15 protein-coding genes and 1 other RNA gene are annotated in these 17408 nt (G+C 63.5%); all 16 read left to right on the forward strand.

The genetic code is table 11. The features are described 5' to 3' along the window. Positions 1-31: 31 nt before the first annotated feature. The 16 genes from BMX61_RS13130 to ftsW all read left to right on the forward strand — a co-directional run bounded on the left by BMX61_RS13130 (position 32) and on the right by ftsW (position 17354). Positions 32-496 (forward strand): hypothetical protein, encoded by a 465-nt coding sequence (locus BMX61_RS13130; protein WP_075626676.1) that lies wholly within the window; start codon positions 32-34, stop codon positions 494-496. Positions 497-498: 2 nt separating this feature from the next. After that, complete coding sequence (locus BMX61_RS13135; protein ID WP_075626758.1) at positions 499-1185, forward strand: ABC transporter ATP-binding protein; 687 nt, start codon at positions 499-501, stop codon at positions 1183-1185. Then, positions 1182-2546 (forward strand): ABC transporter permease, encoded by a 1365-nt coding sequence (locus BMX61_RS13140; RefSeq protein ID WP_075626677.1) that lies wholly within the window; start codon positions 1182-1184, stop codon positions 2544-2546. Before BMX61_RS13135 ends, BMX61_RS13140 begins: the two co-directional genes overlap by 4 nt. Positions 2547-3256: 710 nt before the next feature. Next, on the forward strand, positions 3257-3967 hold the full coding sequence (locus BMX61_RS13145; protein ID WP_075626678.1) for a J domain-containing protein: 711 nt from the start codon (positions 3257-3259) through the stop codon (positions 3965-3967). A 201-nt stretch (positions 3968-4168) separates the two neighbouring features. Beyond that, positions 4169-4933 (forward strand): N-acetylmuramoyl-L-alanine amidase, encoded by a 765-nt coding sequence (locus BMX61_RS13150; protein WP_075626679.1) that lies wholly within the window; start codon positions 4169-4171, stop codon positions 4931-4933. Between the two features lie 266 nt (positions 4934-5199). Then, positions 5200-5796: a lytic transglycosylase domain-containing protein gene (locus BMX61_RS13155; RefSeq protein WP_075626680.1), complete on the forward strand. Its 597-nt coding sequence runs from the start codon at positions 5200-5202 to the stop codon at positions 5794-5796. A gap of 161 nt (positions 5797-5957) precedes the next feature. After that, positions 5958-6377: RNase P RNA component class A (gene rnpB, locus BMX61_RS13160), an RNA gene on the forward strand. Positions 6378-6809: 432 nt separating this feature from the next. Beyond that, positions 6810-7250, forward strand: a complete 441-nt coding sequence (gene mraZ / locus BMX61_RS13165; RefSeq protein ID WP_075626681.1) for a division/cell wall cluster transcriptional repressor MraZ — start codon at positions 6810-6812, stop codon at positions 7248-7250. A 14-nt stretch (positions 7251-7264) separates the two neighbouring features. Continuing rightward, a complete protein-coding gene (rsmH, locus tag BMX61_RS13170) occupies positions 7265-8290 on the forward strand; it encodes a 16S rRNA (cytosine(1402)-N(4))-methyltransferase RsmH (protein ID WP_075626682.1) in 1026 nt (341 codons plus the stop codon). A gap of 2 nt (positions 8291-8292) precedes the next feature. Continuing rightward, complete coding sequence (ftsL, locus tag BMX61_RS13175) at positions 8293-8697, forward strand: cell division protein FtsL (protein WP_075626683.1); 405 nt, start codon at positions 8293-8295, stop codon at positions 8695-8697. After that, positions 8697-10442 carry a peptidoglycan D,D-transpeptidase FtsI family protein gene (locus BMX61_RS13180; RefSeq protein ID WP_075626684.1) on the forward strand — a complete coding sequence of 582 codons (1746 nt, stop codon included), beginning with the start codon at positions 8697-8699 and terminating at the stop codon, positions 10440-10442. Before ftsL ends, BMX61_RS13180 begins: the two co-directional genes overlap by 1 nt. 57 nt (positions 10443-10499) lie before the next feature. After that, the gene (locus tag BMX61_RS13185) at positions 10500-11960 is read left to right on the forward strand and encodes a UDP-N-acetylmuramoyl-L-alanyl-D-glutamate--2,6-diaminopimelate ligase (protein ID WP_075626685.1); all 1461 of its coding nucleotides are present in this window, start codon (positions 10500-10502) and stop codon (positions 11958-11960) included. Next, entirely contained in the window at positions 11957-13390 is a 1434-nt protein-coding gene (locus tag BMX61_RS13190) for a UDP-N-acetylmuramoylalanyl-D-glutamyl-2,6-diaminopimelate--D-alanyl-D-alanine ligase (RefSeq protein ID WP_075626686.1), read from the forward strand. Before BMX61_RS13185 ends, BMX61_RS13190 begins: the two co-directional genes overlap by 4 nt. Before the next feature lie 180 nt (positions 13391-13570). Then, the gene (gene mraY, locus BMX61_RS13195) at positions 13571-14671 is read left to right on the forward strand and encodes a phospho-N-acetylmuramoyl-pentapeptide-transferase (protein ID WP_075626687.1); all 1101 of its coding nucleotides are present in this window, start codon (positions 13571-13573) and stop codon (positions 14669-14671) included. A 7-nt stretch (positions 14672-14678) separates the two neighbouring features. Further along, entirely contained in the window at positions 14679-16067 is a 1389-nt protein-coding gene (gene murD / locus BMX61_RS13200) for a UDP-N-acetylmuramoyl-L-alanine--D-glutamate ligase (RefSeq protein ID WP_075626688.1), read from the forward strand. A 132-nt stretch (positions 16068-16199) separates the two neighbouring features. Beyond that, complete coding sequence (ftsW, locus tag BMX61_RS13205; RefSeq protein ID WP_075626689.1) at positions 16200-17354, forward strand: putative lipid II flippase FtsW; 1155 nt, start codon at positions 16200-16202, stop codon at positions 17352-17354. Positions 17355-17408 lie beyond the last annotated feature (54 nt).

Consider the following 17408-nt stretch of genomic DNA (forward strand, 5'->3'; position numbering starts at 1 on the left):
AAAGATCATCGAATTTTAAAGGGAGCGAAGGATGGCAGTGCGCAACAGACGGTTTCGCAGCCGGCGCCGGATGCTGGGTGCACTCCTCGCTGTGCCGTTCCTTTCGATCACGCGCAGCGCCAAAGCGACCGAGCGGTTGGATTTCGACCATTTGTACAAGAGCTTCGGTGTTCTCGGTCTGGAGTTTTCCGACAAGGTGAAGGCACTCAGCGGCCAGACCGTGGCGATCCGCGGCTTCATGGCGCCGCCGCTCAAGGCCGAGGCGAATTTCTTCGTGCTCACCGAAATCCCGATGTCGCTGTGCCCCTTCTGCTCTTCGGACGCCGATTGGCCTGATAATATCATGGTCGTCTATCTCGCCCGCAAGCAGACCTTCGTGCAGTTCAATGCACCGATCGAGGTCGAGGGCGTCCTGGATTATGGGCCGTGGACCGATCCCGATACCGGCTTCGTCAGCCAGCTGCGGCTGCGTCAGGCCGTGTTCGATCAGGTGTGATGATGCTGGCTCTCGATATCCATGATTTGACGATGCGGTTCGACGGCCTCGATGCGCCCGTCTTGGCGATCGACAGGTTGCATGTGAAGGCCGGCAGCCGCGTGGCCGTCACCGGCGCGTCTGGCTCCGGCAAGAGCACGCTGGTGCATCTTCTGACCGGCCTGGAGCGACCGAAGGCGGGCAGCATCCGATGGGGCGGAAGCGATCTCGGCCGCCTTTCGACCGGGCGTCGCGATGCGTTTCGGGCCCGCAACATCGGCCTGGTCATGCAGGATTTTCACCTGTTTCCAGGTCTTTCCGCGCTGGAGAACGTCTTGCTTCCTGTTCGTCTTGGCTGGCGGATGACACCGGACATGCGCAAGCGCGCTTTGGCTCTCCTTGACATCACCGGCATAGCGCGCGCCGGCCAGCCGGTCGAAACCTTATCGCGCGGCGAGATGCAGCGTGTGGCGGTGGCGCGCGCGCTTCTGTTGAAGCCGAGCGTCATCATCGCCGACGAACCGACGGCCAGCCTCGATCGGCGCGCCGGCGAGGATGTGAGTGCGCTGCTCGTGCGGCTTGCCGGCGAGGAGGGAGCAACGCTGATCGTCGTGACGCATGATCCGGCGCTCCTCACGCGCCTGGACCGGCATATTCATCTCGATGGCGGCCGGATCGTTGAGGATGTACGGGGCGAGGCGGCGCGATGATCGGCTTCATTCTGGCGGATCTCCGCCGATTCAAGGGTGGCGCGCTTGCGGTGGTCGTGCTGATTGCCCTGTCGCTAGCGTTGAGCGTGACGGTCACGCTGCAGGAGCGCGCGTTGAGGCTTGGCAGTGCCCGCGCGGCCGAAAAATTCGATCTGGTGGTCGGCGCGGCGGGCAGCGAGACGCAACTGGCGCTCTCGGCCGTTTTCCTCCAGCCAGCGCCGCTGCCGCTGATGTCGGGCAGCGTCCTTGCGGATCTGGCCAGCGATCCGCGGGTGGCCTTCGCCGCCCCCGTCGGTTTCGGCGATTCTGCCTCGGGTCACCCGGTGGTCGGTACGACGACCGCCCTCATTGAGGCGCTGTCGCCAAAGCTGGCGCAAGGAGCCTTGTTTGCGCATCTGGGCGATGCCGTTGTCGGATCCGATGTCGGCATGCCGATCGGCGGGCAGATCAAGCCGATGCATGGCGACGGCGAAAGCGGCGGTCCCGTCCATACAGAGCTGGCCTACACGGTGCGCGGCCGCATGGCGCCCACCGGCACGGCCTGGGATCGTGCAATCCTGGTTCCGATCCGCGCCGTCTGGCAATTGCACGGCATGCATGGCGGCGGTGACGATCATGACGAGGACGATGACGATCATCACCCCGACGATGAAGGCGCTCAGGCTGGCGATGCCACAGCTGCCGGCCCTGTGGCCGGCGCGGCGCAGGACAAGGCGCCGGGTCTTGCCGACGCCGGTGGTGATCGCGACCACGAGGGGCACGCGCATCATCACCACGGTCATGTCGATGGCAACGCACCGATTGACGAGCATTTCGATGCGCAGACACCCGGTATCCCGGCGGTGCTGGTGAAACCGCGCACGATTGCCGATGCCTACAAGCTCCGCCAGCACTACCGCGGTGACACGACGCTGGCGATCTTTCCGGCGGAAGTGCTGACCCGGCTTTATGCGACGCTGGGCGATGCCCGCAGCCTGCTGCTGGCCATTGCAATCGCAACGCAAGGGATCGTGCTGGCTGCCGTTCTCATGGTCACGATCATGCATGTCGGTGCACGGCAGCGCCAGATCGGGGCGCTCAGGGCCTTTGGCGCCCCCCGCTATTCGGTTGTCGCCATCGTCTGGGGAGAACTCATCCTTCTGTTCCTGCTCGGCGCGGTTCTGGGCGTGGCCTTGGGCTATGCCGCCGCTCGGTTGATCTCCGGATCGGTGGCGGCGCGCACCGCCGTGCACATGCCCATCGAATTCGCGCCACAGGATCTGCGGCTTCTTCTCGGCTTCCTCTTGGCCTCGATGCTGATCTCGTTGCTTCCTGCCTTATTGGCCTTGCGCCACAGCCCTGCACAGGCGTTGCGCGCGTGAGATGTGAAGGATTGTAAGAGCGGCCGCGGGGGTGCTCGTACCTTCACCCCGCTGCTACGGGACTTCATCTCACCGTCGTCAGAGTCATGTCGCTCTGCACTATCCAGAAGCTTCCATGCCGCTGGATGGTGGGATCCAGGGGTAAGGATAGGCACAAAGCGCACACGGTATGACGGCAGCCTGCGCCGCGTCCGGGCGGTGCCATGCGTCTTTGCCTGCCGCAGGATGATCGGCCGTCGCGCTCCGCTCAGGCAGGCCCTTGCCAGCAGCAGTGCGACGTCGTAATACTGAGGGACCATTGCATCGCGAAGGCGCTTCGGGGGTGAGGGCCAGATGCGTGTCGATTGCTGACCTTCAGGTCACGTCGCAGCTCTCCGTACGGTTTCCGTGCAACCTGTTTGGAGCCCGGGCGTTTGGTTTTGCTGAAGCGCCAGATGCAGTCGCTTTGTCGCATGTCGGCGTGGTGCCGGCAGAGACATCATTCATCTGCAGATACGCGGTCAAGCATGCGCGCCGGTCGATGTCACGCTCCTCCGGCGGTGGCAACTGGTCGTGCTTCGATCCGGGCGGCGTCGATATGGGCGGTGGCCTAGAACGTTCACCACCCTCCCGCGTTCGGATATAACCCCTTTTGGAGCGCGAATGACCAGCGTCAGCTGTCCGTGTCGCGGTTTTGACCATTATAACGAAAAGAGATCTTCGAGGCCTGCATGTCACATTCGATCTGGGAACGCATCCTGAGCAACGTGGCGGCGGCAGGCAATGTGCTGGCCGGCATGGTCGAAGCCTTGCGCACCTTCCTCGAAGGCGATCCGGCGCGCAGGCGCGACGTTGCCTTTTCCGTGGCGATGATCGCGCTTTCCGCCAAGATGGCCAAAGCCGATGGCGTGGTGAGCGAAGGTGAGGTCGAGGCATTCCGCCACATTTTCCGCTATCCGGATTCGGAAGCGCGTAATGTCGCCCGGCTCTATAATCTGGCGCGCCAGGACGTTGCCGGTTTCGAGGCCTATGCCGAAAAGCTGGCGCGGCTGTGCGCGACCTGCGAAGAAAATTGCACCGTGCTCGAGGATATTCTCGATGGGCTCTTCCATATCGCCACGGCGGACGGCGCGCTGCACGAAAAGGAACTGGCCTTCCTCGCCCGTGTCGGCGAAATCTTTCGCCTTTCGCAGGCTCGTTTCGACAGCGTGATGGCCCGCCATGTCGAGGGAACCAGCGACCCCTATGCGCTGCTCGGCGTGTCGCGTGACGATGACTTCCCAACGATCAAACGTCGCTACAGGGCGCTGGTCTCCGAGCATCATCCCGATGTGCTGGTGGCCCGGGGCCTTCCGAGCGAGATGCAGAGACTCGCTCATGATCGCATGGCCGCCTTCAACGCCGCCTATGAGGCCATCGAGCGTGATCTCAAGGCCGCCTGAGGCCTCGGCTCCAGCGGGATAGGTCATCAGCGCCCAGGCCTCATCCATCCGGTGTTGCGGGCTTCGCACCTATCCGCTGATCGAACGCCCTAAGGATGCTGTAACGCGATCAACGGGCTGCATAAGTCCGTTGAACCGATTTCGATCCGGGCCATTATGCGATAGGATCCGGCCATCGCCTTTTGCAAGAGTATCTGCCGGATGTCTCCCTTCGAGCCTGATTTCGCCGGTGCGCATGTTGCGCCTTCGCCCAATCATGGGGAGCGCATCGGCTTTGCCGCGCCCGACCGCATTATCTTGCATTATACCGGCATGACGACCGGGCAGGGGGCGCTGGATTGGCTGCGCAATCCCGAAAGTCAGGTCTCCTGCCACTATCTCGTCCACGAGGATGGCCGCATCGACCAGCTGGTACCGGAAAGCCGTCGTGCCTGGCATGCGGGAAAGAGCCTCTGGAAGGGGCTGGACGACAATAATTCCGCGTCGATCGGTATCGAGATCGTCAATGCCGGCCATCCGGGCGGACTGCCGGATTATCCCGACGCGCAAATCACCGCGGTTGCCGAATTGTGTCGAGACTGTGTCAATCGTTGGTCTGTGGCGCCCGAAATGGTGCTTGCGCACTCCGATATAGCCCCTATTCGCAAGGTTGATCCGGGCGAAAAATTCCCCTGGAAGAATTTGTACTTGACCGGGGTTGGGCATTGGGTTGAGCCCGTGCCGGTTGGCGGCGGCCGATTCTTTCAACGCGGGGATCGTGGCCAACCCATCGAAGCCATCCAGTCGATGTTAGCGCTCTATGGTTATGGCATTGATGTGACAGGGGATTTCTGCGAGCGCACGGAAGGCGTCATTGCGGCTTTCCAGCGCCATTTCCGGCCGGAAAAGATCGACGGTATTGCCGACAGTTCGACCCTGGAAACGTTGCATCGCCTGCTATCCAGCTTGCAGCGTTTTAGCGCGTAAAAGGCAGCCGACAAGGGCCGCGCTGCACAGTCAGGTTAAAAATTCGCTGCGCTGCCACATCATGACCATGATGCGACGGTTTCTTCTGCTCGTGCCAAGTGCAGGACAGGGGCGACAATCCGGCCTGCCTTAAACAATCTCATAAGGCTGAATATGGCCGGGTGCTCGTTCGAGTAACGCAGGGGGTTGGTGCGTCATGATCGACGCGCGATGCTGCGGATGCACCTGTGTGCCGTGACGTGCCGGACACGGAGACTTCAAAATCTATGAAAAGATCGACTGTTGCTGCGGCAATGGCCTGCCTTGTTGTGCCGTTTTTTTGGACTGCAGCTTCTTATGCGGGAAGCCTGGACGAAAGCTTCAAGACCTCTTCGATCATGCCTGACCTTCGCGCCGCGCTGCCGAAGACGGAGAGTTTGAAAGATGATGCACCGGCCATGGCGCCCGAGGCCGAGGCTGAGGTGACGGAGCCCGAAGACGTCTCGCCCGCAGTCGCTCAATACACCCAGCTGCTTCACACCTATGCCCGTGCTTATGGCGTTCCCTTCGAGTTGGCGCGCGCTGTCGTGAAGGTCGAAAGCAATTATAATCCGAAGGTGCGCGGCAGCGCCGGCGAAATCGGCCTGATGCAGATCAAGCCGGCCACTGCGCGGATGATGGGCTATTCAGGCGCTGCGCGCGGTCTGTTCGATCCCGAGACCAACATCAAGTTCGGCATGAAATACCTGGCGGCTGCACACAAACTCTCCGGCGGTTTCACCTGCGGCACCATCCTTCGCTACAATGCCGGCCATGGCGCCACCCGCATGAATCCGGTTTCGCGCCGGTATTGCGGTCGTGTTCAGACCCTTCTCGATTCCTGATCCGCGTCTACGCGGTCGGTTTGCGAATGCCCGTTGGCGTAGCGCCTTAAGCGGAGATCGCTCTCAAAATCCGATATGCGGAAGTCGTGTTGCTGGCCGAGATTGCGGACAAGCGCAAAATTCGGTTTGGATTCCTGGCGGCTTGGGTTAAGCACGGCCCGCCAGTTGGCCGGGCAGCCGCGCTTCACAAGGGCCGAAAGGCTGTGAGGTGAGGAAAGTCCGGGCTCCACGGAAAGACGGTGCCGGATAACGTCCGGCGGGGGCGACCCCAGGGACAGTGCCACAGAAAGCAAACCGCCTGCACGGCGCCTCGCGCGTCATGGCGGGTAAGGGTGAAAGGGTGGGGTAAGAGCCCACCGCGGCCCTGGCAACAGGGACGGCACGGTAAACCCCACCGGGAGCAAGACCGAATAGGGATGACGTGATGGCGCCTTCGGGCGCCTTCAGCCTTTTCCGGGCCAGTCATCCGGGTGGGTTGCGTGAGGCGGCGCGTAAGCGTCGTCCCAGATGAATGGCTGCCACGTTCCGGCTCTCAAAAGGCCGGAGCCTTACAGAACCCGGCTTATAGGCCAACTGGCTTTTCCCCTCTCTTTTTTGCGCGTCCGCCGGCTTCAGCTAGCCGGAGAGCGACGGCGCACGGCCTGCGTGATGAGCCCTTGCACGCCTGCGGAGACGGGAGGCCGGGGCATGTGATGGTCATCGCGGAAAACCTTGCCCTGCAAGGCCTTGGGCTCGATCCTTAATCTCTCGTTAAACTTAACGGAGTATCAATGAAGGCTGATCTGGGAGCGTGTCTTCCGGTTCGTCCCATTGACGCCCATATGGTCCCATGGTATCCCAATCCTGCACTGCACAGGGTCTGGTCAAGGCCCGATCACCGCGAGTTTGGTGGTGCCTCCGCCAGGAGGCTTTCAGCGGGCTGTCAGCCCGGCGGTGCATGCCCGTGGTGTTTATCAAGGCGGTGGGCGGTCCGTGTGGGCCTGCGCTGGCGCCGGTCTCGAATCGTAAGGTCGATGAATCGGTTTCTGTCGCATGCCACGAACCGAATCGATGCGAAGGGGCGGGTCTCCGTGCCGTCGCCGTTTCGTGCCGTCTTGGCGGCTCTGGATATCCGCGAGCTCTACTGCTTCCAGGATTTCCTCTATCCGGCAATCAGCGCCGGTGGCCCGGAGCTCCTGGAACGTTTCGAGAAGCAGATCGCCGAGGCCGATCCCTTCTCGCCGGAAGCCAACGAGATGTCGCTCCTGATCCATGGGGGCGGGGTCTTCATGAAACTGGACGCCGAGGGCCGGCTGACGGTCACGGATTTCATCCGCGACTTCACCGGCATCACCGACGAAGTGACCTTTGTCGGCCGGGCGGATCATTTTCAGTTGTGGTCGCCGACAGCGTTCATCGAAACGCAGGAGGCGGCGCGTTGTGCGCGCAGGTTGCGAGGCCTTGCCGCGCCATAGCATGGGGATACGGAATGGTGGCGGATCAAGGCGACGGCTCGAACGGCGCTGATGGCGGACCGGTCCGCCACATTCCGGTTCTTCTGCCAGAGGTCCTGCAGGCGCTTCAACCGGCGCCCGGCAAGATCGTGCTTGACGGCACCTTCGGCGCCGGCGGCTATACAACGGCCTTTCTCGACGCGGGCGCCGATGTCATCGCGCTCGATCGCGATCCGAATGCGATTGCCGGCGGCCAGGCGCTTGCCGCGCAATATGCCGGCCGGCTGAGCCTCATTCACTCCCGCTTTTCCGATCTTGCTGCCCATGCTCCCGAAGGTGGGCTCGACGGCGTCGTCTTCGATGTCGGCGTCTCCTCCATGCAGATCGACGAGGCCGAACGCGGCTTTTCATTCCAGAAGAACGGGCCGCTCGACATGCGCATGTCGTCTGCAGGCGTTTCCGCCGCCGACGTCGTCAATCGCGCCAAGGTCGGCGATCTCATTCGCATTTTCGGCTTTCTCGGCGAAGAGCCGCAGTCCGGCCGCATTGCGCGCGCCGTGGAGAAGCGACGGGCCGAAACGCCGTTCGAAACGACGCGGGACCTCGCTTCGCTGATCGAGACCGTGACGCCGCGCAAGGCCAAGGACCGGATCCATCCGGCGACCCGCGTCTTTCAGGCGCTGCGCATCTTCGTCAATGACGAGCTGGGCGAACTCGCCCGCGCGCTCTTTGCCGCAGAGCGGGTGTTAAAGCCCGGCGGCCGGCTTGTGGTGGTCTCCTTCCATTCGCTCGAAGACCGCATCGTCAAGAAATTTTTCCAGGATCGGGCCGGCAAGGCCTCGGGTTCGCGGCATTTGCCTCTCGTCACCGAACGGGCGGCAACTTTCGCACCAGTTGGTAAGCCTATGGTGTCGGCTTCGGAACAAGAAGCCATGATCAATCCGCGTGCGCGCTCCGCCAAGCTTCGGGCGGGCGAACGCAGCGCAGAACCGGCCCCGGCGAGCGACATGTCCATCTTCGACCTTCCCACCCTTGCGAACCTCGAACGGCTGGGAGGCTGAGCATGCTGCGTACCTTCGATATCGTGCTGGTGGTCGTCATGACCGCGGCGGCGACGGTGACCTACACCATCAAGCACCGTGCCGAGAGCAAGCTTGAGGAGATCCACAAGCTGGATGCCGAAATCAAGCTCGAAGAGGACACGATCGAGCTTCTGAAGGCCGACTGGGCGCTTGTCACCCAGCCGAGCCGGCTGGAGCGGCTTGTCGGCGTCTACCGCCAGGATCTGTCGATCGAGCCGACGCCGTCCACGCAGATCGTCCAGCCGCAGGAACTGCCGATGCTGAAAGCCGACGTGCCGCCGCCGCCCGAACCCAAGGATGCGAAGGACGGCAAGGCTGCCAAGGTCGCGCAGGACAAGAAGAAGCCGGCAACGGACGCGATCGCAACCGGATCGGTGGCCCGCTGATGTCCTCCTTCCTGTCCCGCATCATGGTCGGCAAGAGCAAAGCGCATTTCTCGGCCGGCGCCAACGGGCGGTCGCAGAGCGCGCCCGGCGCTTTTCAGGGCACGCGCAAGCGGCGCGGCAATCAGGCGCGCAACCGCGTCGTCATCATGATCGGCGCCTTTTCGATCGCTTATGTCGTCATCGCCGGCCGTCTCGTGCAATATGCGATGATCAGCGACGATACGGTGGCGAGCATCGGCCGCGCTGACAATCTGATGGCCTCGCGCCCCGATATCCTCGACCGTAATGGCGAGGTGCTGGCAACCGATATCCGCACCGTTTCGCTCTATGCCGAACCGCACAAGATCGTCGATGCGGACGAGGCGGTGGAAGAGCTGTCGACCGTTCTGCCCAATCTCAACGTGACCGAGATCTACAACAAGCTGAAGTCGAAATCGCGCTTCCAGTGGCTTCGCCGGCAGCTCACGCCGAAGCAGCAGAGCCAGATTCTCGCGCTCGGCATTCCCGGCATCGGCTTCCGCCCGGAAAAGCGCCGCTTCTATCCCGGCGGCGCCACGGCCTCGCATGTGGTCGGCCATGTCAACGTCGACAATCGCGGCATTGCCGGTATGGAGCGCTATATCGACAATCAGGGCCTGGCCGATCTCGCCTCCGTTGGCATGACCAGCGATGCCCGTCTCGAGCCGGTTCGTCTGTCGATCGACCTGCGCGTGCAGAACATCCTGCGCGACGTGCTGATGGGCGGCATGTCCAAGTTCAAGGCGCTCGCCGCTGGCGGCGTCATCATGGATGTGCACACCGGCGAGATCCTCGCCATGGCCTCCGTGCCGGATTACGATCCCAACAACCCGGCCGCCGGCGCCGAAGACGGCTGGATGAACCGCATGTCGAACGGCACGTTCGAGATGGGCTCCACCTTCAAGTCCTTCACCATCGCCATGGCGCTCGACTCCGGCAAGGTATCGCTGAAGGACAGCTTCGACGCGCGCTTTCCGATCCGCATCGGCGGCTTCACCATCAAGGATTTCCATGGCAAGGGCCGGGTGCTCAGCGTGCCCGAGATCTTCCAGTATTCGTCGAATATCGGCACGGCCAAGATGGCCGATCTCGTGGGCATCGCTCCTCACAAGGAGTTCCTGACCCGCCTTGGTCTGTTGAGCCGCGTGCCGACCGAGCTGCCGGAAGTGAAGATGCCGTCACAGCCGCGTGAATGGAAGAAGATCAACTCGATCACCATTTCCTTCGGTCACGGCGTCTCGACGACGCCCCTGCAGACGGCGGTGGCCGGCGCGGCGCTGATCAATGGCGGCCATCTGATCGAGCCGACCTTCCTGCCGCGCACGGCCGAGGATGCCGAAGCGTCCTCGACCCAGGTAATCAAGAAAAGCACCAGCGACGACATGCGTTTCCTGTTCCGCTGGAACGGCATCAATGGTTCGGGCAAGAGCGCCCGCGTGCCCGGCTATAATGTCGGCGGCAAGACCGGTACCGCCGATAAGGTCGTCAATGGCCGCTATTCCGCCGATCACAACTTCAATGCCTTCCTGGCGGCCTTCCCCATCGACGATCCGAAATATGTGGTACTGACCTTCATCGACGATCCGCGCTCGGAGTCCGGCCGCGCCGCCATTGCCGGCACCACGGCCGCGCCGATGGTGCATGATCTGATTTCGCGCACGGCGCCGCTGCTCGGTGTCGAGCCCAAGTTTGGAACCGATGGCTCTGCCTTGCTCGTGTCGTATTGACGGCTGAAGAGGTCGGCCTGCCCGCCCTGTCCAAGCCTCCAGTCCTAGGGAATCCACATGACGCTCGCTGATCTTCTCTCTCCCGTCGTTCCGCCTTCGGCTCTGTTGCCGGCCGGCGGCAGCCTGGAGATTGCCGGTCTGACGAGCGACAGCCGCAAGGTCGAACCGGGCTTTGTCTTCGCGGCTCTTGCCGGCACCAAGGCCGATGGACGTTCCTTCATCGAGGATGCGCGGGCCCGCGGCGCCGTGGCGATTCTGGCCGAGAAGGGCTCCCTGGCCGATGTCGGCCTGCCCGTGATCGAGGTGGACAATGTGCGCCGCGCGCTGGCGCTGGCCGCAGCGCAATTTTACGGACGCCAACCCGAGACGATGGTCGCCGTCACCGGCACGGCCGGCAAGACGTCGGTCGCTTCCTTCACCCGCCAGATCTGGGCGCATGCCGGCTACGCCAGCGCCATGGTCGGCACCACCGGCGTCACCTCGCCGAGCGGCAGCCATTATGGCGCGCTGACCACGCCCGATCCCGTCACCCTGCATCGTATCCTGGCCGAACTGGCCGAGGAGGGGGTCACTCATGCGGCGATGGAGGCCTCCAGCCACGGCCTCGACCAGCACCGGCTCGATGGCGTCAAGCTCGCGGCCACCGGCTTTACCAATCTCGGACGCGACCACATGGATTATCATCCCACGGTCGAGGCGTACTTCGCTGCCAAGATGGAGCTGTTCAAGCGCCTGACGCCGAAAGGCGCCCCGGCGGTCATCTTTGCCGACGATGCCTGGTCGGAGCAGGCAGTTGCCGCCGCGCGCGATGCCGGTCTCGATGTCCGCACCGTCGGGCGCAAGGGCAATTTCCTGACCCTGAAACGCGTCGAACACTTCCGCCACAAACAGATTGCCGAAATCCATGCCGGCGGCGCGATCTTTGAAGTGCATCTGCCGCTTGCCGGCGATTTCCAGATTTCCAACGCGCTCGTGGCTGCCGGCCTTGCGATTTCCACAGGCACTGCGCCCGAGATCGCCATGGCTGCACTGGCACAGTTGCAGGGCGCGTCCGGCCGGCTTGAGCTCGTCGGGCAGACAGAAAGCGGCGCGCTCGCCTATGTCGATTACGCGCACAAGCCCGATGCCCTGGCACAGGTGCTTTCGGCTGTACGTCCCTTCACCACGGGACGTGTCGTCGTCGTTTTCGGCTGCGGTGGCGACCGCGACAAGGGCAAGCGCCCGATCATGGGCGAGGCGGCAACGCGGCTTGCGGATGTGGTGATCGTCACGGACGACAATCCCCGCTCGGAAGAGCCGGCCAAAATCCGTTCCGAAATCATGGCCGCCGCTCCCGGCGCCACGGAAATCGGCGACCGCGCCGAGGCCATCCGGGCCGCAATCGCGCTGCTGAAGGCCGGTGACACGCTGATCGTTGCGGGCAAGGGCCATGAGGAAGGCCAGACGGTGGCGGGTGTCACCTTGCCCTTCTCCGACCATGCCGAAATTCGCAAAGCCGTGGGAGGGTCTGCCGCTTGAGCTGGTTGTGGACATGCGCCGATATGATCGCCGCCATGCGCGGCCGCCCGGTCGGCAATCTGCCCCAGGGCATCAATGGCATTTCGATCGACAGCCGCTCGATCACCCGCGGCGAGGCCTTCTTCGCCATCAAGGGAGACCGGGTGGACGGCCATGATTTTGCCGGGCTGGCCATTGCCAATGGCGCGGCCATGCTCGTGGTCAGCGAGGGCAAGCTGCCGGCGCTCGGCCGTCTGATCGCGCCGATGATCGTGGTCGATGACGTGCTGGAAGCGCTGGGCCGGCTCGGCTGCGCGGCGCGCGACCGTTCGGGCGCACGCGTGATCGCCGTCACGGGTTCGGTCGGCAAGACGACCACCAAGGAAATGCTGCGTCACAGCCTTTCGGGCTGTGGCCGCGTGCATGCGGCGGCGGCGTCGTTCAACAATCATTGGGGCGTGCCGCTGACGCTCGCCCGCATGCCCGAGGCGACCGATTTCGGCGTGTTCGAGATCGGTATGAATCATGCCGGCGAAATCCGGCCGCTGACGGCGATGGTGCGCCCGCATGTGGCTGTCATCACCACGATTGCCGCTGCCCATCTCGGCAATTTCCGCGATCTGAACGAGATCGCTACGGCCAAGGCGGAGATCATGGAGGGGCTCGCCGAAGGCGGCCATCTCGTGCTCAACCGCGATATCGAGCAATATGAGCTTCTGGCGCGCAAGGCTGCCATGCTCGGCATCAGCAATGTCACGACCTTCGGCGAAAGCGCCAAGGCAGATTATCGGCTGATCGAATATGCGCCGTCCCCAGAAGGCGCGGTGCTGTGGGCCGCCATCGAGGGCCGCACCTGGGAAGTCCCCCTCGGCGCGCCAGGCCGGCACATCGCCGAAAACGCGCTGGCCGTTCTGGCCGCCGCCCATCTGGCCGGCGCCGATTTGGAGCGTGTGGCGGCAGCGCTTGCCACCATGGTGCCGGAAAAGGGGCGCGGTGCGCGCCACCATCTGCGGGTGCCCGGCGGGACGATCACGCTGATTGACGAAAGCTTCAACGCCAATCCCACCTCCATGCGCGCCGCCATCTCCCTTCTCGGGGCGGCCGAGCCTGCCGAAGGGGCGCGACGCATCGCCGTGCTCGGCGACATGCTGGAAATGGGTCCGACCTCGCCCGAGCTGCATGCCGAGCTGGCCGCGCCGCTGGTCGAAGCCGGCGTCGATGCCGTCTATCTCGCGGGCTCCGACATGGCCCATCTGAGCGACGCCCTGCCGGACCCCATGGATGTGGTGCACCGCCCGGATGTCACGGCGCTGATGCGCGACGTGCTCATGGCGGTCGGCCCTGGGGATGTCATCATGGTCAAATCGTCCAAGGGCACGGGCTGCGCGCGCATCGTCGCCGCGCTGCTGGAAAAATATCCACCTGTTGAAAAGGCCGAGAGCGCCGGCTAATCCCGGCGCTTGGTCCCCCGCCGGCCTGCTTGTCCAGCGGTGGGATGTTCTGATCGACGCTTGGAGCGCCGTGCGTCCTGACGGCCGCAATGGACGCTCTAACCTATTGAATCACGCATCGTGCTTCGCGAAAACCGAATACGATTTTCGCGCCGATGCGCTTAAGGGGAAAGGTCCCGAATGCTCATCTGGCTTGTCGAACTGGCGGACAGATTCCAATTCTTCAATCTGTTCCGGTACATCACGTTCCGCACCGGAGCCGCCGTCGTGACCTCCGCTATGATCGTGTTCCTCTTCGGGCCGGGCATGATCTCCTCGCTGCGCGTGCGCCAGGGCCGGGGCCAGCCGATTCGCGCCGATGGGCCGCAGACCCACTTCAAGAAGGCGGGTACGCCAACCATGGGCGGGCTGATGATCCTGGCCGGCATCGTGGTGAGCTCGCTGCTGTGGGCGGACCTGTCCAGCGTCTATGTGGTCTCCACCCTGCTTGTGACGCTCGGCTTCGGCGCCATCGGCTTTTATGACGACTACCTCAAGGTCACCAAGCAGTCCGACAAGGGCTTTTCCGGGCGTGCGCGTCTGGCGATCGAGTTCCTGGTCGCGGCCATCGCCGTCTATTTCATGATGCGCACGGCGATTTCGGCCGGTGCGGCGGGATCGACCTTCGGCTCCTCGCTGACGTTCCCCTTCCTCAAGGACTTCACCCTCAATCTCGGCTATTTCTTCATTCTCTTTGGCGGGTTCGTCGTCGTCGGCGCCGGCAATGCGGTGAACCTCACCGATGGGCTGGATGGTCTGGCGATCGTGCCGGTGATGATCGCGGCGGCGGCTTTCGGCCTGATCGCCTATCTCGCCGGCAACGCGGTCTTCGCCAATTATCTGCAGATCCACTTCGTGCCCGGCACCGGCGAACTGGCCGTTATCCTCGGCGCGGTGATCGGGGCTGGCCTCGGCTTTCTCTGGTTCAATGCCCCACCCGCCGCCATCTTCATGGGCGACACGGGCTCGCTGGCGCTGGGCGGCCTGATCGGCACCGTGGCCGTGGCGACCAAGCACGAGATCGTCATGGTGATCATCGGCGGCCTCTTCGTCATGGAGACGCTCTCGGTCATCATCCAGGTTTTCTGGTTCAAGCGCACAGGGCGCCGTGTCTTCCTGATGGCGCCGATCCACCATCATTTCGAAAAGAAGGGCTGGACCGAAAGCCAGGTGGTCATCCGCTTCTGGATCATCGCTGTCATTCTGGCGCTCGTCGGCCTCTCCACGCTGAAGCTTCGGTGAGGGTGCGATGATCGCGGTCACAAGCTTTGCCGGGCGGCGCGTGGCGCTGTTCGGCCTCGGCGGCTCGGGCCTTGCCACCGCGCAGGCGCTCAAGGCCGGCGGGGCCGAGGTCGTCGCCTGGGACGACAATGCCGCCAGCGTCGAAAAGGCGGCAGCCGTGGGGATCTTCGTACAGGATCTCAAGACGGCGGACTGGACACATTTCACAGCCCTCATCCTTGCGCCCGGCGTGCCGCTGACTCATCCCAAGCCGCACTGGACCGTGGATGCCGCCGAGGCTGCCGGCATTGAGGTGATCGGCGATGTCGAACTGTTCGCGCGTGAACGCCGCGCCCTCTGCCCCGAGGCCAGCCTGATTGCCATCACCGGCACCAATGGCAAATCCACCACCACGGCGCTGATCGCCCATATTCTCACCGCATCGGGCCGTGACGCACAGATGGGCGGCAATATCGGCAGAGCCGTGCTGACGCTCGATCCGCTGACGCCGGAGCGCATCTATGTGGTGGAATGCTCGTCCTACCAGATCGATCTGGCGCCGAGCCTCGACCCGGATGTCGGCATTCTCCTGAACCTTACGCCCGATCATCTCGATCGCCACGGCGCGATGGAGAATTATGCCGCGATCAAGGAGCGGCTGGTCGCTCAAAGCCGAACGGCGGTGATCGGCGTCGACGATGCCTGGTGCGAGGCGATTGCCGATCGCGTGGCGCTGTGGGGCCGCAGCGTCATGCGTATTGCCCGCCATCGACCGATTGGCGATGGCTTCTTTGTCGATGGCTCACACATCCTGCGTGCGGAAGCCGGGCAGGCCGAACTCTTCGCCGATCTCTCAGGCATTGCCACGCTGCGCGGCACTCATAATGGGCAGAATGCCTGCGCGGCGATTGCCGCCTGCCTCTCGGTCGGCGTGTCGCCTGAAGAGATCCGTGCGGGGCTGGCGTCCTTTCCCGGGCTCAAGCACCGGATGCAGCCGGTGGGCCGGCTTGGTCCGGTGGTCTTCGTCAATGACAGCAAGGCAACCAATGCCGATGCGGCAGCACCGGCTCTCGCCAGTTTCGAGCGGATCTACTGGATTGCCGGCGGCGTGCCCAAGGAAGGCGGCGTTGAGAGCCTCCGAGACTTCTTCCCGAGGATCGCCAAGGCCTATCTGATCGGCCAGGCAGCCGATGCCTTTGCGGAAACCATCGGCGCTGCGCTGCCGGTCGAGAAATCCGGCACGCTGGAGGCGGCCATTGCCCATGCGGCGGCCGATGCCGGAGCGGCGGGTTTGGACGCGGCCGTTCTATTGTCCCCGGCCTGCGCAAGCTTCGATCAGTACAAGAACTTCGAGATGCGCGGAGAGGCGTTCGTGACGCATGTGGCTGCCTTGCCTGGCGTGACGATGCTGATCTGACGCGGCATTGCGGCGGCGTGCCGATCAGCCGGCAATCGCCGCGCCCAAACTAACCAGACGATAAGGCGCGGCCATCCCGCGACATATCATAAGAGCCCTGCGCGAAGGCGAGCGCGTGAAAAGGATGACATCATGGTAAGCCGTGCTCAGAGGGGCGCCGTCGCGGATTGGTTCTGGACGATCGACCGCTTCTTCCTCGCCCTGTTCATTCTGTTGATGGGCATCGGCTTCATGCTGTCCTTCGCCGGCAGCCCGGCGGTGGCCGAACGGTTGGGGCTCGACAGCTTCCACTTCGTGCGGCGCCACTCGATCTTCCTCATTCCCTCGCTGATCACCATGATCGGCCTGTCCTTCCTCACGCCCCGGCAGGTGCGGCGAACCGCCGTCATCATGCTGGCGGTGATGATCGTCTTGATGGTGCTGGTGCTGTTCTTCGGCCAGGAGGTCAAGGGCGGGCGGCGCTGGATCGGCATCGGCGCGCTCAGCCTGCAGCCGTCGGAGTTCATGAAGCCGGCTTTCATCGTCACCTGTGCCTGGCTGTTTTCCGAACATGCGCGCCAACCCGAGGTGCCCGGCAATCTCTTCGCCATCCTGCTCTATGGCATGATCGTCGCACTCCTGATCGCTCAGCCGGACCTTGGCCAGACCATTCTGACCACGGCGGTCTGGGGCGGCATGTTCTTCATGGCCGGGATGCCCTGGTTGTGGATCATCCTGCTCGGCGGTTTTGCCACCGGCGGTCTGGTGGTTGCCTATACCATGCTGCCGCACGTCGCCGGCCGTATCGACCGATTCCTGACTGGCGAGGGTGATACGTTTCAGGTGGATACGGCACGTGAGGCGATCATCCGCGGCGACTGGCTGGGGCGCGGCCCGGGCGAGGGCATCGTCAAGCGGATCATTCCCGACAGCCACACCGACTTCATCTTCTCGGTGGCCGCAGAAGAATTCGGCATCATCTTCTGCATGGCGCTGGTGTTGATCTTCGCGCTCGTGGTCATGCGCGGCCTGACGCTGGCCATGCGTGAACGGGACGATTTCACCCGCTTCGCCGTCGCCGGTCTCGTGCTGCAGATCGGCGTGCAGTCGATGATCAATGTCGGCGTCAATCTTGAGCTGCTGCCGGCCAAGGGCATGACCCTGCCGCTGATCTCCTATGGTGGCTCGTCCATGGTGGCGATCTGCGTGACTGCGGGCTTCATTCTCGCGCTGACCCGCCATCGTCCCGAAAAGCGCGCGGTGGAGCGCAGCCTGTTTCGCAGCGGCATTGGTGTTCCCGCGGAATAGCGCTGGGACGCCCAAGACGGTTTGATGGCGATTTTTCGTATTCCTGGCTGAGAC

The organism is Xaviernesmea oryzae, assembly GCF_900109605.1.
Lineage (GTDB): Bacteria > Pseudomonadota > Alphaproteobacteria > Rhizobiales > Rhizobiaceae > Xaviernesmea > Xaviernesmea oryzae.